Here is an 18,802-nt window from a genome sequence, read left to right on the forward strand (position 1 = left end):
CTTCGTGAACTGACTGGCTGCGATGTCCGAGCGCAGCGCGCCAGCGCGTAGCGAGTTTCGCAGCCGCGCCCCGTGACCGAGCACCGCAGGTTGCCCCCTTCGCCCTCCGGGCGAAGGGGGACGCAGCCAGCAGGGTCGCCTTTCTTTTGGGGCCTTTTCTTTGGCGAAGCAAAGAAAAGTGCCTCGGCCGCCGGGCCGAGACCCGGCCCCGGGAAACAAACCCAGAACAAAGCCAAAAAAACATCACCGCCCCAAATAAACCTCGATCACCCGCTCATCCCCCTGCACCTCATCCAGCGTCCCCTCCGCCAGCACCGCCCCATCGCACAGCACCGTCACCTTCTCCGAAATCGTGCGGATGAACGACATGTCGTGCTCCACCACCATCAGCGAATGCTTGCCTTTCAGCGAGAGGAACAGCTCCGCCGTCCGCGCCGTCTCCTCGTCGGTCATGCCCGCCACGGGCTCGTCGAGCAGCAGCAGCCTGGGGTCCTGCATGAGCAGCATGCCGATCTCCAGCCACTGTTTCTGGCCGTGGCTCAGTTCGCCGGCGCGGCGCGCGGGCTGGTGGGCGAGGTGGATGGTGTGCAGCACCTCCGCCAGGCGGTCCTTCTGCGCCGAATCGAGGCGGAAGAACAGGGAGGAGCCCACGCCCTTGTGGGTCTTGAGCGCGAGTTCGAGGTTCTCGAACACGCTGAGCTGCTCGAACACGGTGGGCTTCTGGAACTTGCGGCCGATGCCCAGTTGCGCGATGCCCGGCTCGTTGTGGCGCAGCAGGTCGATGGTGGAGCCGAAGAACACCGTGCCGCGGTCGGGTCGGGTCTTGCCGGTGATGATGTCCATCATCGTGGTCTTGCCGGCGCCGTTGGGGCCGATGACGCAGCGCAGCTCGCCCGGGGCGATGTCGAGGTTCAGGCCGTTGATGGCCTTGAAGCCGTCGAAGGCGACGTGCACGTCCTCCAGGTAGAGGATGCGGCCGTGGGCCACGTCCACTTCGCCCGGCACGGCCACGCGCGAGAAGCCCGCGGCACGGCCGCCGGATTCGGTCAGGCCGGCGCCCGGCGGCGTGGCCTCCGTGCGCCCGATGCGGCGCGCGCCTTCTTCCATGAGATCGGGGGTCATCGCGCAGCGCCTCCTTCTTCCTTGCGCAGGGCCTTCGCGATGCGCCCGCGCCAGCCGCCCGGCGAGCGCAGCAGCCCCACCACGCCCTGCGGCAGGAACAGCGTGACGGCGATGAACAGCGCCCCGAGGAAATACAGCCAGAACTCGGGCGCCGTGACGGTGAGCCAGCTCTTGGCGCCGTTGACGAGGAAGGCGCCCACGATGGGCCCGATGAGCGTGGCGCGCCCGCCCACGGCCGCCCAGACGGCGATCTCGATGGAGTTGGCGGCGCTCATCTCGCCGGGGTTGATGATGCCCACCTGCGGCACGTAGAGCGCGCCGGCCACGCCGCACATCATGGCGCTCACGGTCCAGATGGCGAGCTTGTAGGGCAGCGGCGAGTAGCCCGAGAACATCACGCGGCTCTCGGCGTCGCGGATGGCCTGCAGCACGCGGCCGAACTTGGAGCGCACCAGCCAGCGCCCCAGGAGGAAGAAGCCGAGCAGCGCGAGCCCCGTGAGCACGAACAGCAGCATGCGCATGGTCGGAGTCGCCAGCGGCTGGCCCAGGATGCGCTTGAAATCGGTGAAGCCGTTGTTGCCGCCGAAGCCGGTCTCGTTGCGGAAGAAGAGCAGCATGGCCGCGAAGGTCATGGCCTGCGTGATGATCGAGAAATACACGCCCTTGATGCGCGAGCGGAAGGCGAAGTAGCCGAACACGAAGGCCACCAGCCCGGGCACGGCCACGACCAGCACCAGCGTGGCGATGAAGCTGTCCGAGAGCGCCCAGTGCCAGGGCAGCTCCTTCCAGTCGAGGAACACCATGAAGTCGGGCAGGTCGCTCTTGTAATTGCCGTCGCGGCCGATCTGGCGCATGAGGTACATGCCCATCACGTAGCCGCCCAGCGCGAAGAACAGGCCGTGGCCCAGGCTCAGGATGCCCGTGTAGCCCCAGATGAGGTCCATGGCCAGCGCGCAGATCGCGTAGCACATGATCTTGCCCAGCAGCGCCACGGCGTAGTCGGAGAGGTGGAAGGCGCTGCCGGCCGGCACGAGCAGGTTCAGCGCCGGCGCCACCGCGCAGACCGCGATCAGCGCGACGATGAAGGCCGACCAGCCGCCGCGCGTGAGCAGGGGTGCCGGGGCGGGCAGTTGGATAGGGGTCGGAGTGGTCATATTTTTCAACGTTTCGCATCGCCGGCGGCCGCAGCAACCGCCGCGGCCCGCACCAACGGCCGCCGCGCGAGGTCCGCACCGCCGCGCTGGCGGCGCCCTCCCTGCCGCAGAAGAAGGGGGGAGGAGCGAAGCGACGCAGGGAGGTGTTCCATATCAGTCGGCCGTCCGCCCCTTGATGGCGAAGATGCCCTGCGGCCGCTTCTGGATGAAGACGATGATGAGCACCAGCACGGCGATCTTGGCCAGCACGGCACCCGCCCAGCCTTCGAGGAACTTGTTCAGCACGCCCAGGCCCAGCGCGGCGTACACGGTGCCCGCGAGCTGGCCCACGCCGCCCAGCACCACCACCATGAACGAATCCACGATGTAGCCCTGCCCCAGGTCGGGGCCCACGTTGCCCACCTGGCTCAACGCACAGCCGGCCAGCCCGGCGATGCCCGAGCCCAGCGCGAAGGCATAGGTGTCGATGCGCGCGGTGTTCACGCCCATGCACGAGGCGATGGGCCGGTTCTGCGTCACGCCGCGCACGAACAGGCCCAGGCGCGTGCGGCCGATGAGGAAGGCCACGCCGCCCAGCACCGCGAAAGCGAAGCCCACGATCACCAGCCGGTTCCACGGCAGTTGCAGGTTCTGCAGCACCTGCACGCCGCCGCTCATCCAGGCGGGGTTCTCCACGCCCACGTTCTGCGCGCCGAACACCGTGCGCACGAGCTGCTGCAGCATCAGGCTGATGCCCCAGGTGGCCAGCAGCGTCTCCAGCGGACGGCCGTAGAGGAAGCGGATCACGCCGCGCTCCAGCAGCGCGCCCATGAGCGCCGAGGCCAGGAAGGCCACCGGCACCGCCGCGATCAGGTAGGCGTCGAACGCGCCCGGCAGGTAGCGCTGGAACAGGCCCTGCACCACGTAGGTGGCATAGGCGCCGATCATCATCAGCTCGCCGTGCGCCATGTTGATCACGCCCATGAGGCCGTAGGTGATCGCCAGGCCCAGCGCCACCAGCAGCAGGATGGATCCCAGGCTGATGCCCGAGAACAGCGCGCCCAGGCGCTCGCCCCACTGCAGCCGATCCTCCACCGACTTCAGCGCCGCCGCGATGGCGGCCTTCGCCTTCGGGTCCTGCTCTTCGCGCAGTTGCTGCAGCAGCACCGTGCGCGTGGCGGGGTCGCCGCTCGATGCCAGGGCCTGCGCGGCGAGCTGGCGCTGCGCCGCGTCGCTGCCCGAGAGCAGGATGCGCGCGCGGATGGCTTCGAGCCGTGCCTTCAGGCCCGGCTCGCGCTCGGCCGCCAGCGCCTTGTCGATCAGCGGCAGGCGCGCCTCGTCCGCCTCGTCCTTCAGCGCATCGATGGCCGCGCGGCGCTGCGCCGCATCGGCCGACAGCAACTGCAGCGACGCGAGCGCGGTATCGAACTCGCCGCGCATGCGGTTGTTGTTGACGATGTCCTCCGCATCCGATGGCACGGCCACCTCCGCGCCCGTGACCGGGTCCGTGCCCCGGCCGTCCTTCACCACGATGGCGCGGCTGCCGGCGATCTTCACCGCATCGCCGGCCATGGCCCGGATGAAAGCCACCGTGGCCTCGTCCGGCGTGGCGATGGCCTGCTGCAGCGCGGCGATGCGCTCGTCGGTCTCGCCCGCAGCCATGGCCCGCGCCGCCTCGGCCGTGAGCGCATGCGCCTGCACCGCCGCACACAGCAGCAGCAGGCAGGCGATCAGGCGGTGGAAAAAGGTGATGGACATGTGAAGAGAGAAATCAACGGACGGAATGGCGTAGCCCGGCCACCTTTGCGAAAGCGCGTGGCGCAAGCCATCGCGCGGCCCAGGCCAGCAGACGCCGCGGAACCGGCTCCGCCGGGCCGCTGGCGTCGTCCCCCCTCCTACGCGCAGCGTGAGAGAGGGGGGAAGGCCCGAAGGGCCTCAGGGGGGTGTTCACTTCTTCTCGGGTTCGTCCTTCTTCTTGTCGTTGCCTTCGATGTACGGGCTCCAGGGCTTGGCCTTCACCGGGCCCGGCGTCTTCCACACCACGTTGAACTGGCCGTCGGCGCGGATCTCGCCGATGAACACGCTCTTGTGCAGGTGGTGGTTTTTCTCGTCCATCTTGCTGACGATGCCGCTGGGCGCCTTGAAGGTCTGGCCGGCCATGGCGGCGGTCACCTTGTCCACATCCGTGCTCTTGGCCTTCTCCACGGCCTGCTTCCACATGTGGATGCCGATGTAGGTGGCCTCCATCGGGTCGTTCGTGAGCGGCTTGTCCTTGTGGCCGGGGATGTTCTTGGCCTTCGCGTAGTCGCTCCACTTCTTGATGAATGCCGTGTTCTCGGGGTTCTTGATCGACATGAAGTAGTTCCAGGCGGCCAGGTGGCCCACGAGCGGCTTGGTGTCCACGCCGCGCAGTTCCTCTTCGCCCACGCTGAAGGCCACGACCGGCACGTCCTTGGCCTTCAGGCCCGCGTTGCCCAGTTCCTTGTAGAAGGGCACGTTGGAGTCGCCGTTGATGGTGGAGACCACGGCGGTCTTGCCGCCCTGGCTGAACTTCTTGATGTCGGCCACGATGGTCTGGTAGTCGCTGTGGCCGAAGGGGGTGTACTTCTCGTCGATGTCGGAATCCTTCACGCCCTTGGACTTCAGGTAGGCGCGCAGGATCTTGTTGGTGGTGCGCGGGTACACGTAGTCGGTGCCCAGCAGCACCCAGCGCTTGGCGGCGCCGCCGTCCTTGCCCATGAGGTAGTCCACCGCGGGGATGGCCTGCTGGTTGGGCGCGGCGCCCGTGTAGAACACGTTCTTGGAAAGCTCCTCGCCCTCGTACTGCACGGGGTAGAAGAGCAGGCCGTTCATCTCCTCGACCACCGGCAGCACCGACTTTCGGCTCACCGAGGTCCAGCAGCCGAAGATCACCGAGACCTTGTCCTGGCCCAGCAGCTGCTTGGTCTTCTCGGCGAACAGCGGCCAATTGGAGGCCGGGTCCACCACCACGGGTTCGAGTTTCTTGCCGAGCACGCCGCCCGAGGCGTTGATCTCGTCGATCGCCATCAGCACCGTGTCTTTCAGCACGGTCTCGGAGATGGCCATGGTGCCCGAGAGGCTGTGCAGCACACCGACCTTGATGGTGTCGGCCGCCTGCGCGGGCAGTGCGGAGAGGCCGGCCAGGGCGGCTGCGGCGCACAGCGCCTGGAGAGTGAAGCGACGTTGCATGGTGGGCTCCGGGAAAGTGGGTAAGGGAAACGCGGGAGGAGGGGGAAATCAAGCCAGCGCAGTGGATCGATGGGCCCGATTCTGGAGAGCCGGCCCGGCGCGGGAAATACGCCAACGGGCGTATGCCGGCCGGTGCCGCCCCCGCCGCACCCGCCGCATCGCCTGCCCGTCCCTTTCTGCGCCCGGCCCGCACCCGCTCCGTTCCAGTGGCCCCGGACTCCCACGGAGTGGGATCAACGATGTGGTTTCCCACAATGGCCGGGAGAAAACCCTGCTTTACAGTGCCTCACCTTTTCGCTGCGGCGGCGCCGGGACAAGCGCGCCCTGCCCTGTTTTCCTTCTGACCCAAGAGGCCTGCATGACCGCAACCGTACGGATCCCCGCCAAACTCCCGATCTACCGATCGCTCTACGTCCAGGTGCTCTTCGCCGTGGTCGTGGGCGTGCTGCTCGGGCACTTCTACCCCGAGCTGGGCGAGAAGATGAAGCCCCTGGGCGACGGCTTCATCAAGCTGATCAAGATGATCATCGCGCCCATCATCTTCTGCACCGTGGTGGTCGGCATCGCCGGCATGGAGGACATGAAGAAGGTGGGCCGCACGGGCGGGCTGGCGCTGCTGTACTTCGAGATCGTGAGCACCATCGCCCTCATCATCGGGCTCATCGTGGTGAACGTGCTCAAGCCCGGCGCGGGCATGAACGTCGATGCCGCGGCCATCGACACCAAGTCCATCGCGGCCTACACGGCGCCCGGCAAGATGGGCACCACCACCGACTTCTTCATGAACATCATCCCCACCACCGTGGTGGATGCCTTCGCCAAGGGCGAGATCCTGCAGGTGCTGCTGATCGCCGTGATGTTCGGCTTCGCGCTGCACCGCTTCGGCGGCCGCGGCACGCTGGTGTTCGATTTCATCGAGAAGACCTCGCACGTGCTGTTCACCATCGTGGGCTACATCATGAAGGTGGCCCCGATCGGCGCGTTCGGCGCCATGGCCTTCACCATCGGCAAGTACGGCGTGGGCTCGCTGCTCTCGCTGGGCAAGCTCATGGGTTCGTTCTACCTCACCTGCCTGCTGTTCGTGTTCATCGTGCTGGGCCTGATCGCGCGCTTCCACGGCTTCTCGATCTGGAAGTTCGTGAAGTACATCAAGGAAGAACTGCTCATCGTGCTGGGCACCTCGTCCAGCGAATCGGTGCTGCCGCGCATGATGGAAAAGATGGAGAACCTGGGCGCCAAGAAGACCACCGTGGGCCTCGTGATCCCCACCGGCTATTCGTTCAACCTGGACGGCACCTCCATCTACCTCACCATGGCCGCGGTGTTCATCGCCCAGGCCACCAACACCCCGCTGGACATCACGCACCAGATCACGCTGCTGCTGGTGCTGCTGCTCACCTCCAAGGGCGCGGCCGGCATCACGGGCAGCGGCTTCATCGTGCTGGCGGCAACGCTCTCGGCCGTGGGCCACGTGCCGGTGGCGGGCCTGGCGCTGATCCTGGGCATCGACCGCTTCATGTCGGAGGCGCGCGCGCTCACCAACCTCGTGGGCAACGGCGTGGCCACCATCGTCGTGGCCAAGTGGACGGGCGACCTCGACACCGAGCAGCTCCGCAACCGCCTGGACAACCCCGACTGGGTCGCCGCGCAGGAGCCCGAGGCGATCCTGGACGGCAAGACCGAACGCATGGACACGTCGGGCAGGCACTGAGCCCCAACGCTGCAAGCGACGAGGCCGGCATCCGCCGGCCTTTTTCATGCGTGTCGCATACACGCGACCATCGCCCCCCGCACTTGCTTCGCCGCCATGCCAACCCCTTCGCTCTCTGCCTGTTTTGCTGCGGTTCATGGCCCGAGATTTCCTGCTTCGACGCCATAGAGGAAGAGGGAGAAAACCCATGCCACACATCGTGTTTCACCGCGGATTGCTCAAATCCTGCCTTCCACCGAAGGAAAAGGACATATCTCCACCCGCCGAAGAACAGCCGCGGACCAGCAGCAAATGCCTGGATGCCTCGCGCTTCATCGGCATACCGACACTTCGCCGCGGCGCCGCACCCGCAAAGCAGAGCGTCCCCGATGCGTCGCCACCGGACGCGCCGCCCGATGCATCCAACCACTCAGGTCCCATCGGCAGGCACCGGACGGTGCTGCGTTTTCGCGAACCCGAACGCGAATCCGATGCCGTGCTCGTCTACGACACCCCGCCCCTGCAGCCTCCTGAAGCGATGGCATTCTTCCGGCACACGGGGCAGACCCAGCACCTGCCGCCATCCATCAATACACAGGGACTGGACACGCTGCTGCTGGCTGGCAGCGAACGCATCTCTTCGGTCGACCAGGTGAAGGAGATCCGCAGGCACTTCGGCGATGTGCCCCTGGTGGTGGTGGATCTGCGGCAGGAGTCCCATGCGGTGGCACAGAAGCACCCCCTGACTTGGCGGGGGGCCATGGACTGGGCCAACGTGGGATTGAAGACGGACGCCGTCCTGGAACTGGAAGCGCAACAGATTGAGGCGCTACGCCTGCAGCGAAGCGCCACCGCACTGCACGCCGACCAAGTCAAAGGGAAAACCGCCGATCCCGCCGCGAAGCGACTGGACACTGCCGAAGTGCGCTCGGAACAGGAGATCGTGGAGGCGGCCGGTGCCGCCTACAGCCGCATCGCGGTGAGCGACCATGTGCGGCCTGCCCGCGAAGACGTGGACCGGTTCATCGCGCTCGTGCGATCGCTTCCCGAGGGCACGGCTTTGCATGTGCACTGCAACGGGGGCCGCGGCCGGACCACGACCTTCATGGCGCTCTACGACATGCTGCAGAACGCGCGCGTGGTAGATGCGGCGTCCATCATCGCGCGCCAATCGTCACTGGGATACGACTACAACCTGGCGGACACCGGCGCGGTCAAGGAAAGCAAACGGGCCTTCCATGCGGACCGGCTGGACTTTCTCCAAGAATTCCATGCCTATGCCCGGGAGAATCCGCGCGGCCAGCCGTTGAGCTGGTCCGAATGGCGCGGCAGCGACGCCTGAGCCTGATCATCACCTGCGGCCCGTCCATTCCGCCGGGCCGGCGGAATGGAAAAAAGCGGCCTGCACGATCGCCGTGCAAAGCCGCTTGCAAGAAAGCCCCCGCGCCGCTGCACGGCGGGTGGGAACCGGAAGCGCAGTTACTGCTTCACGGCTTCGATCTGCGCCACGATGCGCACGTTCTTGGGGAAGCCGTACTGCACGCCGTAGTCCAGGCCGAACTGGGTGCGGTCGATGGTGGTCTCGAAGTCGCCGCCGCACACTTCGCGCTTGAGCATCGGGCTCTGGTAGCAGGCGAACTGGTTGGCCTTGAAGGTCACGGGGTGCGTCTGGCCCTTCAGGGTCAGGCTGCCGGCCACGGAGGTGAGCTTGTCGCCGTCGAAGGTGAACTTGTCGCCCACGAACTTGGCGGTGGGGTACTTGGAGGCGTCGAAGATGTCGGCGCTCTGCAGGTGCTTGTCGAAGGGGGGCGTGCCGGTGTTGATCGAAGCGATCTGGAAGGTGATGTCCACCTTGCCGGTCTTGGCGGCCTTGTCCAGCTCGATCGTGCCTTCCTTCTTGTCGAAGCGGCCGCGGTTCACGCTGGCGCCGAAGTGGCTGATCTCGAACGTGGCGAAGGTGTGCGTCGGCTCCACGGCATACGTGGCGGTCTGGGCCTGGGCGGCGCCGGCGAACAGGGTGGCCGCGGCGGCCAGGGCGAAGAGGGATTTACGCATGTCGATATCTCCGGTTGAAAAAGACAGGGGGAAAAGCGGAAAAGAAAGCAGCGGACGGGAAAGGCGGGGCGCGGTCAGGCCGCGCTCACAGCTTGCCCACGCCCGTGAGCGCGAGCTTGAACTTCACCTGCACCTCGTCGGCCACCATGGAGGTGTCGGCCCACTCGTTCTCGCCGATCTTGAAGGCCAGCCGCTTGATGGCGAAGCTGCCCGTGGCAACGGTGGTGGCGCCGGTCTGCGTGAGCGTGACCGGGGCGACGACATCCTGCGTGGCGCCCTTGACGCTCAGCTTGCCGGCCACCTCGAACTTGCCGGGGCCGGTGGACTTGATCGCCGTGGACTGGAACGCAGCCTGCGGGAACTTGGGCACGTTGAACCACGTGGGCTTGGGCAGCTCGGCATCGGTCTCCTTCACGCCCAGCGTGGCGCTGCCGGTGTCCACCGTGATGGTGATCTTGCTGGTGGCCAGCTTGGCGGGATCGAACGCCACCTGGGCATCGAACTTCCTGAACTTGCCTTCGACGGGCACGCCCATCTGCTTGCTCACGAAGGTGATCTCGCTCTGCTCGGGCACGAGCTTTTGCTGTGCGAACGCGGGGGCACCCGCCAGCACGGCCGCGGAAGCCAGCGCCAGGCCGGCGAAAGTGGTCGAGGAAAACTTCATGGGGGCTCCGTTCGGGTGGATCGGTCGAAGGGGAATGAAAGAAAAGAAAAAGCGCCAGCAACAGAGACGGCCGCCGGCGCGCCGCGTTCAGCCGCGGCCCGGCAACATGCGGCCGATGAGGCCGTCGCGGTCGATGAACTGGTGCTTGAGCGCGGCGGCCACGTGCAGCACGACCAGCACGGCCAGCGCATAGGCGGTGATCTCGTGCCAGGGCTTGATCGCCTCGGCCAGCTCGGGGCTCACGGGCACGAAGCTGGGCAGCGGCAACAGGCCCAGGAACACGATCGGGAACCCCGCCGCAGAACTGTAGGCCCAGCCCACCAGCGGCACGATGAAGAAGAGCGCGTACATGAGGTGGTGCGTGCCATGGTGCGCCACGCGCTGCCAGGCCGGCATGGCCGACTCAACGGCCGCGGGCAGCGCAGGGGGCCGGTGCGTGAGGCGCCACAGAACCCGCAGGACCGACAGCGCCAGGATGGTCACGCCCGCCCACTTGTGCCAGTTGTAGAACTTGAGCCGCTGGGGCGAGAACGGAAGCCCCGTCATGTAGATCCCGAACCCGAAAATGGCCACGAGCGCCACCCCGAGGATCCAGTGCAGGGCGATGGCGGTGCCGCTGTAGCGGGCGGTACGGGGCGTGGTCATTGGAGGCGAAAGCGTGGTGTGTATCGATGGGTTGCTGCAACGCAGCAGTGGGTTGCGCCGCAGTCTAGAGTGGTGAACCTGCGCGAAGTTTCAATGAAATTGATGCAGTGATTCAATTTTTGTGAATTGACTGCACGCAGGGGACGCCTGCGCACGGATACGGCGTGAGTGCGCCGAACATGGCGAAAGGTTTCCTGCCCGGGGCCGACTCCGCCAGCCGGCGCGTGGATTCCCGAGCCTTCAGTCGCCTCGGAACGCCAGGGTTTTCCGCGACACCTTCGCCTCGTCCAGCAACGCCTGGAACCGGTCGATGGCGCGCAGGATCTCCGCACGCTTCACCGTCGCGTATCTGCCGGTCGTCCGCTGAACTCGGGTAAACCACGGGTGAAGAAACCAGTAGCACCCGTCGCCGTCGCCGTCGCCGTCGATGCGGCGCGCGCCGTGCCACAGCACCGCGACACCGGCCTGTACCGCCGGGCGCGTGAATTACGGGGTGCCTGCCGCCTTGCCCAGATCGACGGCCTTGCTCTTCGGCAAGAGCGCCCGGGCTTCGGCTTCATCGGCGCTCATCACCGCAGCGCAGCCCATGCTCGGGCGCACGATGAAATAGTTGGATGACAACGGCTTTGCGGTGAACCGGAGCGCATCCTCCTTCCACGTGGGAGAAAAGCCGCCAAAGCACTTCACGCCGAGGTAATGCTCGCCCGGCGCCACGGGAAACTCGGCATGCTCGCCGGAGCCGATGCCCAAGATGTCCTTGCCGTCCAATGCGATGGTGTATCCGTTGGCGGCACCGACCATGCTGCTCACCCTGACGACGGTCACGGTGGCGGAGGCCGAAGCGTCGGAGATGTCAGGAAGTGGGCCGAGCCGCCCGGAAGTGGTGCCGCAGCCCGCCAGCAGTGCGGCGGCGACCATGGGCAGAAGCGCTTTCATCTGGGTCCTCGTTCTTTCCGTCTTGCCGGTCCATTCATCGCGGATCGCCCGCAGCGGCAGCGGGCATGGGGGCGGCGCACCCTGCGGCCGCCCTCCGCCGATGGCCGTTACTTGCTGCAGGTGCCTGGCTGGGCCATGGCGAGCTTGGCGACATCGGCCTTGCCTTGCTCTTCCGCGATCGGCTCCACGTCCGCTCCGCCCATCAACGCACCGAACTTGATGTATTGCCGGATGAAGTAGTTCTTGCCGGCTTCCATGAACACTTCCAGGACGTTCGGCGAGAACTCCGATTCCGTTTCGATGGTGTGCTTCTTGCCGCCTTCGACCTGCGTGTAGAAGAACACGTCGGGCGCGCTTTCGCCCAGGCACTTGCCATCGACCTTGATGTCTTTCTTGACGGCCTTGCCGATGACACTGTTGCGGTAGACGTACAGGCCGGCATTTCCGGGGGCCGGCTCGCTGAATTGCTTGGCCTTGTCGGAATCCGCCTGGCTGGCCATGTTGACGGAAGCGCAGCCGGTCAGCACCAGGGCGGAAATCGCCACCACGGCGATGTTGTAGTTGGTTTTCATTGTGGGGTAGAGCTTGGAACAGGGAGAACGGAAGGCGCTGGGCAGAGCGCCGCATGCCTTCCGACCGCAACGCGACACAACGCGGCAGTGGGCCAGGATTATGCCGCCCTGTTTCAACACGTAACGGATGCCGGCGGGCATTTTTGCCCGCTCCACCCCATGCCCCGCGGCGCCGGCCGCCACCGCCCTGCCCGTCAGCCCGCCTTGTCGATGCGCGCCAGCACGGCCCCCACGGCCTGGTAGCTGCCCACCGCCACCAGCCCGGCGATGCGCCCGGCACGCGGCGCGGTGACCTGCATTTCCATCTTCATGGCTTCCATCACGGCGATCAGGTCGCCTTCGGCGACGGTGTCGCCCTCGGCCACCTTCCAGGCCTGCACGGTGCCCGCCACGGGGGCGGGCACGGCGCCCTCTTGCGCAGCGGCGGCGGCCTGCGGGGCTGCGCCCGCGGCCGGCGCATTGCCCGCGCCGGCGGCCTGCAGGCCCTGCAGCAGCACGGCCGGCAACCCCAGGGCCACGCGGCGGCCGTCGATCTCGATGGCGGTGCGCACGAGGGCGGTATCGGGCAGCGGCTCGGCCCGCGCGGCGGCGGCCAGGGTGTCGGCGAAGTCGGTTTCGATCCAGCGGGTGTGCACGCGCAGGGTCTCGCCGTTGATGAAGTCCTCGTGCTCCATCACCGCGCGGTGGAAGGGCAGCACCGAGGCCACGCCGCCGATGCGGAATTCGCGCAGCGCGCGGCGCGCGCGGGCGATCGCCTGGGCGCGCGTGGCACCGCTGACGATGAGCTTGGCCATCAGCGAGTCGAAGGTGCCCGGTACGATGGAGCCGGCCTGCACGCCGGTGTCGAGCCGAACGCCCGGGCCCGAGGGCGGCTCGAACGCGGTCACGCCGCCCGGCGTGGGCAGGAAGCCGCGGCCCACGTCTTCTGCGTTGATGCGGAATTCGATGGAATGGCCCAGCGGCTCGGGGGTCTGCGTGGTGCGCAGCGGCAGCCCTTCGGCCACGCGGAACTGCTCCACGACGAGGTCGATGCCCGTGGTCTGCTCGGTCACCGGGTGCTCGACCTGCAGGCGCGTGTTCACCTCCAGGAACGAGATCGCGCCCGAGCCCGAAAGCAGGAATTCCACCGTGCCCGCGTTGGTGTAGCCGGCCGCCGCGCAGATGTCGCGCGCGGAGGTGTGGATGCGCTCGCGCTGCTCCGGCGTGAGGAAGGGCGCGGGGGCTTCCTCGACCAGCTTCTGGTTGCGCCGCTGCAGCGAGCAGTCGCGCGTGCCCAGCACCACGACGTTGCCGTGCGTGTCGGCCAGCACCTGCGCCTCGATGTGGCGCGGCCGGTCGAGGAACTGCTCCACGAAGCACTCCCCGCGGCCGAAGGCGGCCGTGGCCTCGCGCACGGCGGAGGCGTAGAGGTCTTCCACCTCGTCCAGGCGCCACGCGATCTTCATGCCCCGGCCGCCGCCGCCGAAGGCGGCCTTGATGATGATCGGCAGGCCGTGCTGCTCGGCGAAGGCTAGCACCTCGGACACGTCCTTCACGGGGTCGGCCGTGCCCTGCACCAGCGGCGCGCCCACCTGCAGGGCGATCTTGCGCGCCTGCACCTTGTCGCCCAGCCGCTCGATGGCGTCGGGCGGGGGGCCGATCCAGGTGAGGCCCGCGCCGATCACGGCGCGCGCGAAGCCCGCGTTCTCCGACAGGAAGCCGTAGCCGGGGTGCACGGCGTCTGCGCCGCTCTTGCGGGCGACATCGAGCAGCTTGTCGATGTGCAGGTAGGTGTCGGCCGGGCGGTCGCCGCCCAGGCCGTACGCCTCGTCGGCCATGCGCACGTGCAGCGCATCGATGTCGGCATCGGCATAGACGGCGACGGAACCGAGGCCGTAGTCGGCGCAGGCGCGCGCCACGCGGACGGCGATCTCGCCTCGATTGGCAATCAGGACTTTTTTCATGGTGCTCAGGACCTCATGCTGGAAACGGTTGCCCGGGGCGCGGCGAGATCGCCGCCGCCTGCTGCGCAGGCCCGGCGATGTGGTGAAACGCCTGCTCCGCAGCCGTTTTCTCCGCGGTTGGCAATCAGGACTTTTTTCATGGGTGAAGCTTTCTGAAATTCAGTGCATGGATTCACACGGCGCTGGGCGGCTGCAGCGGTGCGAAGGCGCCCACCGGCCGCAAGCGCACCCAGGCGTTCACGGGAATCTGGCCCGCGCGGTCCAGGTGGTAGGGGGCGATGGCGCCGATCACGGGGTAGCCACCGGTGAGCGGGTGGTCGGCCAGGAACAGCACGGGCTGGCCGCTCGGGGGCACCTGGAGGGCGCCGGCCACGGTGCCTTCGCTCGGCAATTCGCCCTGCACGGCGCGCGCGAGCGGTACTTCGCCGGCCAGGCGCAGGCCCACGCGGTTGGATTGCGGCGTGACCTGCCAGCGCTGGGCGGCCAGGCGCTCCACGGCCTCGGGCGTGAACCAGTCGGTGCGCGGGCCGGGCACGACGTCGAGCACCACGTCCTCGCCCGGCACGGGCAGGCCACCGGGCGGCAGCTCCGGGGTGCCCACGGCGGGCAGGCCGCGGGACGGGGAAGGCGCGCGCACCGCCAGCACATCGCCGGCGGCCACGGCGGGCGGGCCGACGCGCGCCAGCGTGTCGGTGGAGCAGCTGCCCAGCACGGGCGCCACGCCGAAGCCCCCGCGCACGGCGACGTAGCAGCGCGTGCCGGCCACGGGCTCGCCGATGGCGATCTCGTCGCCGTCGGCCAGGGCCAGGGGCGCGTAGCGCGGCGCTGTCCAGCGGCGGCCGTCCGCCGACGTGACCTCCAGCGGCGCGTCGGCGCCGGTCACGGCGACCACCGTGTCGCCCTGGCTGCGCAGCCGCAGGCCGCCGTTGACGGTCTCCAGGCAGGCGGCGCCGGAGGGGTTGCCCACGAGGCGGTTGGCCGCGCGGCAGGCGCCCTGGTCCATGGCGCCGGAGGCCGAGACGCCCTGCCCCGCGTGGCCGTGGCGGCCCAGGTCCTGGAAGAGCGTCTGCAGCCCCGCGGCGCGCACGCGCAGCGCCGGGCCGTCCACGGAGGCCGCAGGCGTGGATTCGGGGTGTTTTTGCGCCGATGCCGCCGATTCCATTGGATTGTTTGCTACAGAAACAGTAGCAACATCGACGAACTTCACGCGGAAGCCGGGCTGCAGCAGGGCCGGCACCTCGCGCGCCAGGTCCCACATCGCGAGCGGCGTGGTGCCCAGGATCTGCCAGCCGCCGGGGCTGGCCTGCGGGTAGATGCCGCTGAAGGTGCCCGCCAGCCCCACGGCGCCCGCGGGGATGCGGGTGCGCGGCGTGGCGCGGCGCGGCACGTCGAAGCTCGGGTGCCCGCCGGTCAGGTAGGCGAAGCCCGGCGCGAAGCCGGTGAAGGCCACGGTGTATTCGCTGCCCGTGTGGCGGCGCACCACTTCCTCGGGCGTGGTGCCCAGGATCTGCGCCACCTCGGCCAGGTCCTCGCCGTCGTAGCGCACGGGGATCTCGATCAGGGTGTTGCCCCGCGCGGCGCGGCCGCTCACGTCGCGCCGCGCGATGGCGGCCACCAGCGCCGCCATGCTGCACGCGGCGGGGCGGAAGCGGATCAGCAGCGTGCGCGCGGCCGGCACCATTTCCTCGATGCCGGCGATGGGCTCGCGCCGCAGCGATTCGAGCAGCGCCAGGGTGGGCTCCAGGCCGTCCTGTTCGACGATCAGCGCGTCGAGGTTGGCGGGAAGAAAACGCATGGTCATGGCGGTGGGGTCTCCGGCAGCCTCAGGCAGTGCTGCGCATCATCACTGCGCACCGGCGAACGGCGCAATGGCCACGCCGGACTTTTCGAGGTGCGCGCGCACCCCGCGCGCGATGGCCACCGCGCCGGGGCTGTCGCCGTGCACGCAGATGGAGTCGGCGCCGATGCGCACGGTGCTGCCGTCGATGGCCTCCAGCGTGCCCTCCGAGACGAGCCGCAGCATGCGCTCGGCGATCAGCGCCGGGTCGTGCAGCACGGCGCCCTGCTCGCGGCGCGAGACCAGCGCGCCGGCCGGCGTGTAGGCGCGGTCGGCGAAGGCCTCGGCCACCACGCGCAGGCCGGCGTCCCGCGCCCAGCCGATCAGCGGCGAGCCGGCCAGCGCCACCAGCACTAGGGACGGATCGGCGGCGCGCACGGCGGCGATCACGTCGTCCGCCTGGCGGCGGTCGTGGGCGATGGTGTTGTAGAGCGCGCCGTGCGGCTTCACGTAGCGCACCGTGGTGCCGGCCACGCGCGCCAGGGCTTGCAGCGCGCCGATCTGGTAGATCACGTCGGCCTGCAGGTCGGCGCTCTCCACATCCATGTTGCGGCGGCCGAAGCCGGCGAGGTCGGGGTAGGCCACGTGGGCCCCCACCGCCACGCCGCGCCCGGCGGCGGCGCGCAGCGTGCGCAGGATGCCGGCGGCATCGCCCGCATGGAAGCCGCAGGCCACGTTGGCGCTGCTCACGATGTCCAGCATGGCGGCGTCGTCGCCCATGCGCCAGGCGCCCAGGCTTTCGCCGAGGTCGCTGTTGAGGTCCATTTGCATGGCGTGTCCTTTGCGGGGCCGGGGCCCCGGGTCGAGGGTCGTGGGGAGGAGGCGGGAGCCCGCGGTCAGCGGAACATGAGGAAGTTGAGCAGCACCACGTTGGCCGCCAGCAGCAGCAGCGCGGTGGGCACCTGCGCGCGGATCACGGCGTTCTTGTCCGGCAGCTCCAGCAGCGCGGCGGGCACGATGTTGAAGTTGGCCGCCATGGGCGTGAGCAGCGTGCCGCAGTAGCCCGAGAGCATGCCGATGGCCGCCATCACGGCCGGATCGCCGTGGTACACGCCCACCAGGATTGGCACGCCCACGCCGCCGGTCATCACCGGGAAGGCCGCGAAGCCGTTGCCCATGATGATGGTGAAGAGCGCCATGCCGACCACGTACACCGCCACGGCGACGAAGCGCAGGTCCATGTTGATATAGGTGGTGGTCACGTGCGCCACGGCCTTGCCGACGCCGGCGTCGGAGAACACCAGGCCCAGCATGCCCAGCATCTGCGGCAGCACCAGGGCCCAGCCCAGCGCGTCGGTGAGGCGGCGCGATTCGCGGATGCCCTGCGCGGGGGTTTCGCGCGTCAGCCAGCAGGCCAGCGCCAGCGACAGCACGCAGCCCACGCCCAGGCTCACCAGCGTGGTGTTCTTGGGGTCGAGCAGCGGCACGCCGCCCAGGGACAGGTGCTTGGCCGAGAGCGTGCCGATCATCGTGACCAGCGGAATGGCCAGCGCCGGGATGAAGAGCTTGTGGCCCAGGCGGCGCGCGCTCGCCACGTAGTCGGCCGCGCTGCGCGGCTCGTGCCGGCCCGCGCCCACGCCGCCGAAGCCGGCGATCAGCGCCATGGCCACGGCGCCCACGCCCACCCAGAGGGGCGGCAGCAGGTCGCCGATCAGGAAGACCGCCGCATAGAGCGCCCAGAACAGCGCGCTGGAATAGCGCTTGGGGTGAGTGCGGTCGGCGAGCGTCATCGCCGCGGTGACCGCCAGGATGGCGCCCACCAGGAGGTAGAGGTGCTGGATCGTGAGCGTCATGGTCAGGCTCCGTGGGCGGTGTGGGAGGAAGCGGGGGCGGCGGTTACAGCGGCGGCGGCACGGTTCTCGGCGGCCAGCTCGCGCTCCAGGGTGCGGTCCAGGCGGCGCAGGCGCCAGGCGTGGATGCAGAAGGCGCAGACGGCGGTCGGGATGCCCCACAGCGCGACGTGCAGCGGCTCGACCTCGATGCCGGCCTCGCGCAGGAAGGTGGTCATCAGCACGATGGCGCCGAAGGCCACGAAGATGTCTTCGCCGAAGAACAGGCCCACGTTGTCGGTGGCGGCCGAGAAGGCGCGCAGCTTGTGGCGGATGCGCTCGGGCAGCGGGCCGTGGCGCGCCTCGGTGGCGCCTTCGGCCATGGGGGCGATCAGCGGACGCACCATCTGCGGGTGGCCGCCCAGGCTGGTGAGTCCGATGGCCGCCGTGAGCTGGCGCGCGGCCAGGTACACGATCAGCAGGCGGCCGGCCGTGGCGGAGCGGATGCTGCCGATCCAGTTCTGCGCGTGCTGGCGCAGGCCGTGGCGCTCCAGCAGCCCGATCACCGCGAGCGGCAGCAGGATGATGAGCGGCAGGTTGCGCGTCTTGATGAAGCCCGTGCCGATGGTCGCCAGGATCTTGTCGATCGGGAACCCGGCCGCGAAGGCCGTGGCGATGGCCGTGGCGATCACGACCAGCATGGGGTTAAAGCGCAGGATGAATCCCGCAATGATGATGGCCACTCCGATGAGCGGCCACAGGTTGACGGTGTTGGGCATGTTGATCCTTGGGGGGCTGACGACCACGGCCCCGCCGCCTCCGGCGGGACTTTTCTCCTTGCCGCCGTGCCTGCCTGCGCGGGCCGTCGGCGACGCGAGACGACACGCAATTCGCATGCCAATCGATGAACACTACAGTTCATATTGATCGCCATGTTTTATTGTTTTGTTGAACAATCAATGCACCAACAAAGCACAAAGACAATCAACTTGTCTCACGATTCATAAATTTTGCCCAACGAAAGTGCAGGCAAATCCCCACGTAAACCCTTAGTGCGGCGGATATCCATGGCGCTTTCCGTCCGGCGGAAGGAGGGCGGCAGGCGCCGGCGGGGGCGGACGGACGCGCCCCGTGGGCGAAGGGGAGCAGCGTTTCCGGCTGCCGGCGGGCCGGGGCGGCGCGGCACCCGCCGGGCTGCGGTGCGACGGCAGCCCGGCGGGAGCGCG

At 68.4% G+C, this 18,802-nt stretch carries 17 protein-coding genes; 2 read left to right on the forward strand and 15 right to left on the reverse strand.

From position 1 onward, the window contains the following. Positions 1-243: 243 nt before the first annotated feature. From urtD to urtA, 4 genes are all read right to left on the reverse strand, one after another. Positions 244-1,122, reverse strand: coding sequence for an urea ABC transporter ATP-binding protein UrtD (gene urtD, locus BM144_RS17935; RefSeq protein WP_092955415.1), 879 nt, complete (start codon positions 1,120-1,122; stop codon positions 244-246). Then, positions 1,119-2,276 (reverse strand): urea ABC transporter permease subunit UrtC, encoded by a 1,158-nt coding sequence (gene urtC, locus BM144_RS17940; RefSeq protein ID WP_092955418.1) that lies wholly within the window; start codon positions 2,274-2,276, stop codon positions 1,119-1,121. The genes urtD and urtC overlap by 4 nt, the downstream gene beginning before the upstream one ends. A 153-nt stretch (positions 2,277-2,429) precedes the next feature. After that, positions 2,430-4,013: an urea ABC transporter permease subunit UrtB gene (gene urtB / locus BM144_RS17945; protein ID WP_092955422.1), complete on the reverse strand. Its 1,584-nt coding sequence runs from the start codon at positions 4,011-4,013 to the stop codon at positions 2,430-2,432. Between the two features lie 189 nt (positions 4,014-4,202). Further along, the gene (gene urtA, locus BM144_RS17950; protein WP_092955425.1) at positions 4,203-5,465 is read right to left on the reverse strand and encodes an urea ABC transporter substrate-binding protein; all 1,263 of its coding nucleotides are present in this window, start codon (positions 5,463-5,465) and stop codon (positions 4,203-4,205) included. A gap of 358 nt (positions 5,466-5,823) precedes the next feature. Between urtA and BM144_RS17955 the strand changes: the two genes are divergently transcribed. Both BM144_RS17955 and BM144_RS17960 read left to right on the forward strand, forming a co-directional pair. After that, entirely contained in the window at positions 5,824-7,176 is a 1,353-nt protein-coding gene (locus tag BM144_RS17955) for a dicarboxylate/amino acid:cation symporter (protein ID WP_092955428.1), read from the forward strand. Positions 7,177-7,363: 187 nt separating this feature from the next. Beyond that, on the forward strand, positions 7,364-8,497 hold the full coding sequence (locus tag BM144_RS17960) for a phosphatase domain-containing putative toxin (RefSeq protein ID WP_245783715.1): 1,134 nt from the start codon (positions 7,364-7,366) through the stop codon (positions 8,495-8,497). 137 nt (positions 8,498-8,634) lie between these two features. Here the strand turns inward: BM144_RS17960 and BM144_RS17965 are convergent, their stop codons facing one another. From BM144_RS17965 to BM144_RS18015, 11 genes are all read right to left on the reverse strand, one after another. After that, complete coding sequence (locus tag BM144_RS17965; RefSeq protein WP_092955431.1) at positions 8,635-9,210, reverse strand: YceI family protein; 576 nt, start codon at positions 9,208-9,210, stop codon at positions 8,635-8,637. Between the two features lie 85 nt (positions 9,211-9,295). Beyond that, positions 9,296-9,874 carry a YceI family protein gene (locus tag BM144_RS17970; protein ID WP_092955434.1) on the reverse strand — a complete coding sequence of 193 codons (579 nt, stop codon included), beginning with the start codon at positions 9,872-9,874 and terminating at the stop codon, positions 9,296-9,298. Between the two features lie 87 nt (positions 9,875-9,961). Continuing rightward, on the reverse strand, positions 9,962-10,519 hold the full coding sequence (locus BM144_RS17975; protein ID WP_092955437.1) for a cytochrome b: 558 nt from the start codon (positions 10,517-10,519) through the stop codon (positions 9,962-9,964). Between the two features lie 240 nt (positions 10,520-10,759). Then, positions 10,760-10,972, reverse strand: a complete 213-nt coding sequence (locus BM144_RS17980) for a hypothetical protein (protein ID WP_092955440.1) — start codon at positions 10,970-10,972, stop codon at positions 10,760-10,762. 33 nt (positions 10,973-11,005) lie between these two features. After that, a complete protein-coding gene (locus tag BM144_RS17985; RefSeq protein ID WP_139225768.1) occupies positions 11,006-11,455 on the reverse strand; it encodes a YajG family lipoprotein in 450 nt (149 codons plus the stop codon). A gap of 107 nt (positions 11,456-11,562) precedes the next feature. After that, positions 11,563-12,027 carry a DUF2846 domain-containing protein gene (locus BM144_RS17990; RefSeq protein WP_092955444.1) on the reverse strand — a complete coding sequence of 155 codons (465 nt, stop codon included), beginning with the start codon at positions 12,025-12,027 and terminating at the stop codon, positions 11,563-11,565. A gap of 194 nt (positions 12,028-12,221) precedes the next feature. Then, complete coding sequence (locus tag BM144_RS17995) at positions 12,222-13,970, reverse strand: acetyl/propionyl/methylcrotonyl-CoA carboxylase subunit alpha (RefSeq protein WP_092955446.1); 1,749 nt, start codon at positions 13,968-13,970, stop codon at positions 12,222-12,224. 172 nt (positions 13,971-14,142) lie between these two features. Further along, entirely contained in the window at positions 14,143-15,765 is a 1,623-nt protein-coding gene (locus BM144_RS18000; RefSeq protein WP_092955798.1) for a 5-oxoprolinase subunit B/C family protein, read from the reverse strand. A 48-nt stretch (positions 15,766-15,813) separates the two neighbouring features. Continuing rightward, positions 15,814-16,578, reverse strand: a complete 765-nt coding sequence (locus BM144_RS18005; RefSeq protein ID WP_092955449.1) for a LamB/YcsF family protein — start codon at positions 16,576-16,578, stop codon at positions 15,814-15,816. Positions 16,579-16,643: 65 nt separating this feature from the next. After that, complete coding sequence (locus tag BM144_RS18010; RefSeq protein ID WP_092955453.1) at positions 16,644-17,600, reverse strand: DUF979 domain-containing protein; 957 nt, start codon at positions 17,598-17,600, stop codon at positions 16,644-16,646. A 2-nt stretch (positions 17,601-17,602) separates the two neighbouring features. Then, positions 17,603-18,355 (reverse strand): DUF969 domain-containing protein, encoded by a 753-nt coding sequence (locus tag BM144_RS18015; RefSeq protein WP_092955456.1) that lies wholly within the window; start codon positions 18,353-18,355, stop codon positions 17,603-17,605. Positions 18,356-18,802: the final 447 nt, after the last annotated feature.

Origin of the sequence: Paracidovorax konjaci (assembly GCF_900112675.1) — a bacterium.
GTDB classification, from domain to species: domain Bacteria; phylum Pseudomonadota; class Gammaproteobacteria; order Burkholderiales; family Burkholderiaceae_C; genus Paracidovorax; species Paracidovorax konjaci.

Excerpts from the sequence above, each read along its gene's own strand:
- BM144_RS17985 (WP_139225768.1), bottom strand. The coding sequence starts at position 11,455 with ATGAAAGCGCTTCTGCCCATGGTCGCCGCCGCACTGCTGGCGGGCTGC.
- BM144_RS17995 (WP_092955446.1), bottom strand. The coding sequence starts at position 13,970 with ATGAAAAAAGTCCTGATTGCCAATCGAGGCGAGATCGCCGTCCGCGTG.
- urtB (WP_092955422.1), bottom strand. The coding sequence starts at position 4,013 with ATGTCCATCACCTTTTTCCACCGCCTGATCGCCTGCCTGCTGCTGCTG.
- BM144_RS18005 (WP_092955449.1), bottom strand. The coding sequence starts at position 16,578 with ATGCAAATGGACCTCAACAGCGACCTCGGCGAAAGCCTGGGCGCCTGG.
- BM144_RS18000 (WP_092955798.1), bottom strand. The coding sequence starts at position 15,765 with ATGCGTTTTCTTCCCGCCAACCTCGACGCGCTGATCGTCGAACAGGAC.
- urtC (WP_092955418.1), bottom strand. The coding sequence starts at position 2,276 with ATGACCACTCCGACCCCTATCCAACTGCCCGCCCCGGCACCCCTGCTC.
- BM144_RS17970 (WP_092955434.1), bottom strand. The coding sequence starts at position 9,874 with ATGAAGTTTTCCTCGACCACTTTCGCCGGCCTGGCGCTGGCTTCCGCG.
- BM144_RS17960 (WP_245783715.1), top strand. The coding sequence starts at position 7,364 with ATGCCACACATCGTGTTTCACCGCGGATTGCTCAAATCCTGCCTTCCA.
- BM144_RS17975 (WP_092955437.1), bottom strand. The coding sequence starts at position 10,519 with ATGACCACGCCCCGTACCGCCCGCTACAGCGGCACCGCCATCGCCCTG.
- BM144_RS17965 (WP_092955431.1), bottom strand. The coding sequence starts at position 9,210 with ATGCGTAAATCCCTCTTCGCCCTGGCCGCCGCGGCCACCCTGTTCGCC.
- urtD (WP_092955415.1), bottom strand. The coding sequence starts at position 1,122 with ATGACCCCCGATCTCATGGAAGAAGGCGCGCGCCGCATCGGGCGCACG.
- BM144_RS17990 (WP_092955444.1), bottom strand. The coding sequence starts at position 12,027 with ATGAAAACCAACTACAACATCGCCGTGGTGGCGATTTCCGCCCTGGTG.
- urtA (WP_092955425.1), bottom strand. The coding sequence starts at position 5,465 with ATGCAACGTCGCTTCACTCTCCAGGCGCTGTGCGCCGCAGCCGCCCTG.
- BM144_RS18015 (WP_092955456.1), bottom strand. The coding sequence starts at position 18,355 with ATGCCCAACACCGTCAACCTGTGGCCGCTCATCGGAGTGGCCATCATC.
- BM144_RS17955 (WP_092955428.1), top strand. The coding sequence starts at position 5,824 with ATGACCGCAACCGTACGGATCCCCGCCAAACTCCCGATCTACCGATCG.
- BM144_RS18010 (WP_092955453.1), bottom strand. The coding sequence starts at position 17,600 with ATGACGCTCACGATCCAGCACCTCTACCTCCTGGTGGGCGCCATCCTG.